The organism is Streptomyces hainanensis (assembly GCF_004348415.1).
Lineage (GTDB): Bacteria > Actinomycetota > Actinomycetes > Streptomycetales > Streptomycetaceae > Streptomyces > Streptomyces hainanensis.
The window spans coordinates 1-7,227 of sequence record NZ_SMKI01000404.1 but is presented as its reverse complement, the minus strand read 5'-3'; the positions used below and the strand labels follow the sequence as shown (position 1 = coordinate 7,227).

At 73.6% G+C, this 7,227-nt stretch carries 8 protein-coding genes; 4 read left to right on the top strand and 4 right to left on the bottom strand.

The window, feature by feature from the left end:
* Positions 1-635, bottom strand: a 635-nt coding sequence (locus E1283_RS28295) for an SDR family NAD(P)-dependent oxidoreductase (protein ID WP_132821007.1), incomplete at its 3' end; no start/stop codon positions are given.
* 122 nt (positions 636-757) lie between these two features.
* On the opposite strand from E1283_RS28295, the gene E1283_RS28290 reads away from it, so the two are divergent.
* Both E1283_RS28290 and E1283_RS28285 read left to right on the top strand, forming a co-directional pair.
* Positions 758-1,396, top strand: coding sequence for a TetR/AcrR family transcriptional regulator (locus E1283_RS28290; RefSeq protein ID WP_132821006.1), 639 nt, complete (start codon positions 758-760; stop codon positions 1,394-1,396).
* Positions 1,397-1,771: 375 nt separating this feature from the next.
* On the top strand, positions 1,772-2,281 hold the full coding sequence (locus E1283_RS28285) for a hypothetical protein (protein ID WP_132821005.1): 510 nt from the start codon (positions 1,772-1,774) through the stop codon (positions 2,279-2,281).
* A 127-nt stretch (positions 2,282-2,408) separates the two neighbouring features.
* Here the strand turns inward: E1283_RS28285 and E1283_RS28280 are convergent, their stop codons facing one another.
* Both E1283_RS28280 and E1283_RS28275 read right to left on the bottom strand, forming a co-directional pair.
* Positions 2,409-3,251: a MerR family transcriptional regulator gene (locus E1283_RS28280; protein WP_132821004.1), complete on the bottom strand. Its 843-nt coding sequence runs from the start codon at positions 3,249-3,251 to the stop codon at positions 2,409-2,411.
* Positions 3,252-3,694: 443 nt separating this feature from the next.
* Positions 3,695-5,020, bottom strand: coding sequence for an aminotransferase class I/II-fold pyridoxal phosphate-dependent enzyme (locus E1283_RS28275; protein WP_132821003.1), 1,326 nt, complete (start codon positions 5,018-5,020; stop codon positions 3,695-3,697).
* 60 nt (positions 5,021-5,080) lie between these two features.
* On the opposite strand from E1283_RS28275, the gene E1283_RS28270 reads away from it, so the two are divergent.
* The gene (locus E1283_RS28270; RefSeq protein WP_425086247.1) at positions 5,081-5,761 is read left to right on the top strand and encodes a pyridoxamine 5'-phosphate oxidase family protein; all 681 of its coding nucleotides are present in this window, start codon (positions 5,081-5,083) and stop codon (positions 5,759-5,761) included.
* Positions 5,762-5,896: 135 nt separating this feature from the next.
* Positions 5,897-6,625, top strand: coding sequence for a DUF4232 domain-containing protein (locus E1283_RS28265; protein ID WP_165956279.1), 729 nt, complete (start codon positions 5,897-5,899; stop codon positions 6,623-6,625).
* 38 nt (positions 6,626-6,663) lie between these two features.
* Here the strand turns inward: E1283_RS28265 and E1283_RS28260 are convergent.
* On the bottom strand, positions 6,664-7,227 hold a 564-nt coding region (locus E1283_RS28260; RefSeq protein ID WP_132821001.1), incomplete at its 5' end, for a CPBP family intramembrane glutamic endopeptidase.

Genomic DNA, 7,227 nt, shown 5'->3' with positions numbered 1-7,227 from the left:
GCGAAGGGGGCGGGCGAGTAGAAGTCGGCGATGGGTGGCTGGCCCGCGACGGCGGGTTCGTTGATCAGCGGTGTGGAGACGACGCCGGGGTGGAGGGAGTTGACCCGGATGTTGTCCCGTCCCAGCTCCAGCGCGGCCGTCCTGGTCAGCCCGCGCACGGCCCACTTGCTGGCGGTGTAGGGGGCGTAGAAGGCCGTGCCGACGTGGGCCATGGTCGAGGCGATGTTGACGATGGTTCCGCCACCGCCCCCGCGCATCGACGGAGCCACGGCCCTGATGCCGAGGAACTGGCCGGTGACGTTGACGCTGAAGGTGTGCTCCCAGGTGCGGAGTTCGGTGTGCTCGATGGGGGCCGCCGGGTTCTGGACGCCGGCGTTGTTCACCAGGATGGTGATCGGCCCGAAGTGGGATTCGACTTCTCGCACCACCGCCGCCCAGTCGTCCTCGCTGGCGACATCCAGGTGGACGGGCAGCGCCCGATGACCGAGCTGAGCGGCGAGATCGCGGCCGGCGTCGTCATCGCGGCCCGCGATGACGACGTTCGCCCCCTCGGCGTGGTAGCCCTGCACATGGCTGCTGCCCATGCCCCCGCTGCCACCCGAGACGATGACCGTCTGGCCCTCAAAGCGTCCCATGATGCTTCCTTCCACACATACCTTAGTGGTGAGCCGAGTGGCTCACCTCCTCTCTCAAGGTAGGAGCGGGAGTGGAGGTGAGTCAAGTGACTCACCTCGCAGTGAGGGGCATACTGGAGGGCATGACGGCACAGCCCTCGGAGTACCACCGGCGCGTGGCAGCGCAGAAGCGGACGTCCATCGTCGAGGCAGCGACGAGGCTGTTCCTCGACTCCGGCTACGACGGCACCTCGCTGGCCCGCATCGCCGAGGCGGCCGGAGTGTCGAGGGCGACCCTGTTCAAGCAGTTCACCACCAAGGCGGCCCTGTTCGAGGCGATCGTCACCGAGTACTGGAAGGTCGACGACGAGGAGGCGCCCCTCCCCGAGCCGGGGAATCTCCGCGCAGGGCTCGAGACCATCGGACGCCGATACGTGGCGCTTCTCGCCCAGCCCGGCATGGCCGCCCTCTTCCGCATCGTCATCGCCGAGGTACCGCGCTTCCCGGAGATCGGCGAGACCCAGTTCAGGCTCGGCAAGATGCCCTACTTCGAATCGGTCCGCCGCTACCTGGCAGCGGAGAACGCCGCTGGTACGGCCCGGCTCGACGATGCGGAGACGGCGGCGACCCAGTTTCTCGGGATGATCTCCAACTTCGTGTTCTGGCCGCGGATGTTGCTCGCGCGCTGGGAGCCCGACGACTCCGCCGTCACCAACGCGGTCGACCAAGCGGTGCTGACCATGCTCGCCCGATACGGCACGCCCGGGACCCACGGCGCCTGAGACACCAGGTGCCCCACCGCGTCTGCGCGCGGTGGCGGAGATCGAGCGCCCGGCGGCCGGGCGATCGCCGTGCGCGCCATCGCCTCTCCCTGCCGGCCTCGTAACATCGGCATCGCCATCCCCGACCTGTCGGGAAAGCTCGCCGTCGTCACCGGCGCCTACCCCCACCAGGAGAAGGCCACGGCGTCATCCGCCGAGTCCTACGACACCGACCGGCTGGAACAGCTCCCACGGACAACCAACCGAGGGCACCAGGAACGCCATGCCGTCGAGTTGGTCGACGTACTCGCGACTCCGGCACGGGACATCCCGGCTCCGACCGCATCCGGCTCGGCGACAATGTCTTTTTCGACGTCTCGACACCCGAGGAGCAGCATGAGCGCCCGACGCGCGCCGGTCGGCTCGGCGACCATCGGCGGGATGGTCCTCGCGGTCGCCGCGCTGGCCGGCTGTTCCACCGGCCCGGCGGACCCGACCAGCCGCGGCGTGCCCGCCTGGCGCACGGACGCCACGCCGGCGGGCGTCGGCGAACGCCTCGGGGTGCCGATCCCCCCGTCGGCGACCGACCGACGCGCGGCGCACCAGGACGGCTTCCAGGACGACGTTCTGCTGCTGGTGTTCACCCTCCCCACCGCCGAGTTGACCACCTTCCTCCCGGCGCTGGCCCCGGAGTTCGAACTCCACCAACGGCGTGAGCCGCTCGTCCAGTCCCTCACGCCCATGGCGCCCTTCGCGCACCTCGACGTGCCGGAGCCCGAGACCCTGGGCGACGTGCGCGAAGGCCAGGTGTGCGCGCCGTGCGAGGACCAACTCGACTATCTGGAGATCGCGGTGCACCCCCTCGACGACCAGGACAGCCGCGTCTATCTCAGAGGAGTCGACTGACGGGTGAGACCGGGCCCGCCGAGGGGTACGGACGGCTTGGCGGCGACCGACCGACCGACCGGCGCCCGGCCATCCGGCTTCGTGCCGGTGGCCGATCCGGGATCCTCACGCACGGCCACACCAGCGATCAACTGCCTGCGGAGAGGTCCTCGGCGAGGAGCCGTGCCGTGAGTTCCATGCACCGCGTCCGGGCCGCGGAGAAGCCGTAGGGCATCTTGGTCACCGCTTCGAAGGCACTCATCCGGGAGTCCTCCTCACCGCTCTCCTCGGCGTCGTGGATCTCGAAGAGCTTCTCCTCGGCCACGTCGAGTCCGGCCGCTTCGATGGCCTGGAGCAGGGCCCTGTGGTGGGCGCAGTGCCGCGCGGCGAGTTCCTCGACCCGCGGGTCGTGGGGGTCGACGGTGTCATCGAGGGCGGCGTCGGCCGCGTCGAGGCGGTCCGCCTCGGCCCGTAGGCCGGGATGGGTCGCCAGGGTGATGAACACGCTGGCCTGGACTGCGGCTCCCAGCGGCCCGAAGATCCGTTCCGTGACCAGCAGGGCGTCCAGGTCGGAGGGGCGCAGTGCGCCGGAGGGCAGGTGGCTGAGCCGGTCCGTGACCAACGGGGAGAGCAAGCCCAGTGGGCTGCCCACGACCCGCAGGCGCTGGACTGCCGCGCGCTGACGTTTGATGTCGGCCTCCTGGGCGGCCAGGGTCTCCTCCAGCCGGCCCAGGACGTCCTCGACGTCCCGGGCTTCGTCGAAGGCGGCCCGCATGTCGTCCAGGCCGATGCCGGCCTCGGACATCCTGCGGATCCACAGCAGGCGGATCATGTCGTCGTAGCCGTAGCGGCGGCGTCCGTCCCCGCCTCGCTCGGGCTCCGGCAGCAGACCGATCTGGTGGTAGTGACGAACGGCGCGCGGGGTGGTTCCGGCGAAGGCGGCGGCATCGCCGATCTTGACCTCGCGGGGAGGCGTGGCGGAGGGGTACATCGCGGGCGGGGCCTTTCGTGCTGTGGTGCCCTCGACGACACCACATGCCGCTACGGCATGTGCAACCACACCCCGCCCCGACCCCGACGGGCTGTCAGGGTGTCCTGCTCGACGCGGACATCATCCCCTGGCAGGTCGGGAGTGGTGGGCCGGACAGCGCGTCATGCGTGATCTCGCTCTTCGCCGAGCCGAGCCGAGAAGAGCCGAGCCGAGCCGAGCCGAGCCGACAGGACGGTTCGGGGGCGACCCCGTGCTCGACTTCCGCGGCCGGGAAGTGCCGGCCGCGTGGACGCGTGTGCCTCGGAGAGCTCCTGAAACGTTGTTCCTCCAGGTCAGCGGTCCGCCGCCGCGGAGACCGACGCTGCCGGGCAGCGCCCCCCTCCCTGGGGGGCAGATGCCGGATCGCGCAGGCTTCGCGGAGCATGGCCGCGGGCTGTCGGCCGTCAGTCGTAGCGCCGGACGGCCGGGGGGCGGACGGCCGCGGCGACGGCGGCGGCCAGCGGTTCGACGTCCGCCGCGGCCAGCGGGGAGACCGTGAGCCGCATTCCGGGCGGGGCCGCGATCCGGAACCGGGCGCCGGGCGCCGCGGCCCAACCGGCGCGCAGCAGGCGGGTGATGGCCGCCGTCTCGTCGGGCACCGGCACCCAGACGTTGAGCCCGCTGCGGCCGTGGGCGGCGACGCCGTGGGCGGCGAGGGCCCGCAGCAGCGCGGCGCGGCGCTCGTCGTAGCCGCGGGCGATGTCGGCGGCGGCCCTGGCCCTCCAGAGCTCGGCCACCGCGTCCTGCAGCAGGTGGCTGACCCAGCCCGGCCCGAGCCGCAGCCGGCCCTGCACCCGGTCGACGGTGACCGGGTCGCCGGTGCAGACGGCGACCCGCAGGTCGGGGCCGAGCGCCTTGGCGCTGGAGCGGATCACGGCCCAGCGCGTGCCGCCGCCCACCAACGGGTGGTAGGGCAGGCCGACGATGCCGTGCCCGTGGTCGTCCTCGATGAGCAGCACGTCGGGATGCTCGGCCAGCTCGGCCCGCAGCTCGGCGGCGCGCGCCGCCGAGACGGCGGCACCCGTCGGGTTCTGGGCGCGCGAGGTGACGATCAGCGCCCGGGCGCCGCTGCGCAGCGCGCGGCGGACCGAGCCGGGCCGCGGCCCCTCGTCGTCCACCGAGACCGGGAGGGGGCGCAGGCCGAGCGGCGCCACGAGGTCGAGCAGGCTGCCCCAGCCCGGGTCCTCGACGGCCACCGCGTCCCCCGGGCGCAGCCAGGCCTGGAGCACCCGCTCGATCGTGTCCAGGGCGCCGGAGGTGACGACGAGGGGGCCGGCGGGGACGCCGTCCGCGTCGAAGGAGGCGCGGGCGGCGCGGGCCAGCTCGGCCGCCATCGGCGGGCCGCCGTAGAGCATCGGCGAGCGACCGGCGCGCTCCGCGGCGGCGGCGAGGGCCGGGCCGAGCGGCGGCAGCAGGGCCGGGTCGGGGTTGCCCTGGGAGAGGTCGCGGACGCCGGGCGGCACCTCGACGGCGGCCGCGTCGCGCGGGCTGCTGGCCGGGCGGGCCCGCACCCGGGTGCCACGGCGGCCGGCGGTCTCCACCACCCCGCGGTCGCGCAGGGAGCGGTAGGCGGCGGCCACGGTGTTGGGGTTGACCCCGAGCTGGTCGGCCAACTCGCGCAGCGAAGGCAGCAGTTGGCCGGGAAGCAACGCGCCGTCGCTGACCCCGCGCTCGACGCTGGCGAAAATCTCGGCGGCACGCCGCCCCTCGATCCGATACTCTCCTAGCACAGAACCAATTTTGCACTAATACATTCGGCTTCGCAAGGCGCCGACGAGCCGGGAGGTCCCGTGGCGGCCATCGACAGTTCCCCAGACTCCCCGCGGAGCTATCCGCGGACGGAGCGGACCACACCGACGCGCGCCCGGGAGCGGGCCGGCTACGCCCGGGAGCTGGCGCACGGCATCCTGGACGACGGCTACCTCTGCCATCTGGGCTACGTGAGGGACGGCGCCCCCGTGGTGCTGCCCACCCTCTACGCGCGGCTCGGCGAGCGGCTCTACCTGCACGGCTCCACCGGGTCCCGCGCGGCGCGCACCGCGGCCGAGGAGCCGGTCGGTCTGGCGGTCTGCGTGACCGTGACCCACGTGGACGGCCTGGTGCTGGCCAGGTCGGCCTTCCACCACTCCGTCAACTACCGCTCGGTGGTGGTCCACGGCGTCGCCAGGCCGGTCACCGACCCGGCGGAGAAGCGCCGGGCGCTCGACGTGGTCGTGGACCAGGTGCTGCCGGGCCGGGCGGCGGACTGCCGGCCGGCCAGCGCCCGGGAGTTGGCCGCCACGGCCCTGCTGGCGCTCGACCTGTCCGAGGTGTCGGCCAAGGTCCGCACCGGTGGCCCGACGGACGAGCCGGAGGACGTGGCGCTGCCGCACTGGAGCGGCGTGGTCCCGGTGCGCCCCGGTTACGGGCCGCCCGAGCCGGCCGGCGGCGAGCCGACGCCCGACTATCTCGCGCGCCTCGTGGGGTCCTGACCACCCGGACGGGTGGTGTGGCGGTGTCGATCGGCGGGAACCTGGCTCGTTGCCCGGGCGTCCAAGCCCGCGCGGTGTCTGTTTACCAGCAGAACCCCCCACATCCGGCCGAACTCCCCACATTCGGAGGCGATCGTGGCCATTCGTCCGCTCCGCTCGGCAGCGGTACTCACCCTCAGCGTTCTCGCACTCGCCGCCTGCGGCGAGTCCAACGGCACAGCACAGGACGGCGGTTCCGCCGCCGAGGACTCCCAGGCGGGCGAGCGAGCGCCCGACGGCGGGGAGGCCAGCACCCTTCCCGACACCGACCCGGGAGCCGATCCGGAACCCGGCGAGGACCCCGGCGCCGGGGCCGACCAGCGGGACACCGACCCCGGGGCCGGTTCCGAGGCCGACACCACCGACGACCAGGGCTCGACGCGGGCCGACCCGGCCTGGTGCTCGACCGACGCGCTGTCCGCCTCGTTGAGCCCGCTGAACGCGGCGGCCGGCCAGCGCTACGCGGCGCTGGTGCTCACCAACACCTCGGAGACCGCCTGCCGCACCCAGGGCTGGCCCGGCCTCACGCTGGAGTCGGGTGACGGCGCGGCGCTGCCCACCACCACGGTCAGGGACGACTCGCGGGCGCCGACCCAGCTCACCCTCACGCCGGGCGCCAGCGCCTGGGCCCAGCTGCACTGGACGGTGGTGGCGAGCGACGAGGACGCCGGCGACGGCACCTGCGGCCCCGACCCGGCCAGGCTGGAGGTGATCCCGCCCGACCAGGAGGCGGCGACGCCGGCCGACTGGGCGTTCGGCCAGGTCTGCGGCGCCGGCCGGATCGAGGCGCTGCCGCTGGCCGAGGGCGACGGCCCGGCGGAGTAGCCCGCGGCGTGGCCGGGCCCGGTGGGCCCGGCCACGCCCTACGCGGTGGGCAGCCAGCCGACCCGGCCGGCGAGCAGCGCGTAGCCGACGAAGGCCACGATGTCGATCAGCGCGTGGGCCACCACCAGCGGCATCACCCGACCCCACCGCCGGTACAGCCAGACGAAGATCACGCCCATGGCGACGTTGCCGAAGAAGCCGCCGATGCCCTGGTAGAGGTGGTAGGTGCCGCGCAGCACCGAGCTGCCGACCAGCACGGCCGCCGGCGACCAGCCGAGCTGCCCGAGCCGCAGCACCAGGAAGCCCAGCACGATCACCTCCTCGACGACCGCGTTCTGGATCGCGGCGAGGATCAGCACCGGCATCTTCCACCAGACGTCCGGCAGCGACTCCGGGACGACCGTGAGGTTGGCGCCGGCCGCGTGCGCGCCGAGATAGAGCATCAGCCCGGTACCGCCGATGCCGGCGGCCACGACGGCGCCCCAGGCGAGGTCGAAGCCCGGGCGGGTGGCGTCGAAGCCGATGGCGCGCAGCCCGGGCCCCGGCCGCGAGCCGCCCTCGCGCGCCGGACCCCGCTCCGGCGTGAGGCCCCTCCCCCAGGC

What these genes read in the sequence shown, in the direction of transcription:
- E1283_RS28285 (WP_132821005.1), top strand. Translation starts at nt 1,772, where the DNA reads ATGAGCGCCCGACGCGCGCCGGTCGGCTCGGCGACCATCGGCGGGATG.
- E1283_RS28290 (WP_132821006.1), top strand. Translation starts at nt 758, where the DNA reads ATGACGGCACAGCCCTCGGAGTACCACCGGCGCGTGGCAGCGCAGAAG.
- E1283_RS28280 (WP_132821004.1), bottom strand. Translation starts at nt 3,251, where the DNA reads ATGTACCCCTCCGCCACGCCTCCCCGCGAGGTCAAGATCGGCGATGCC.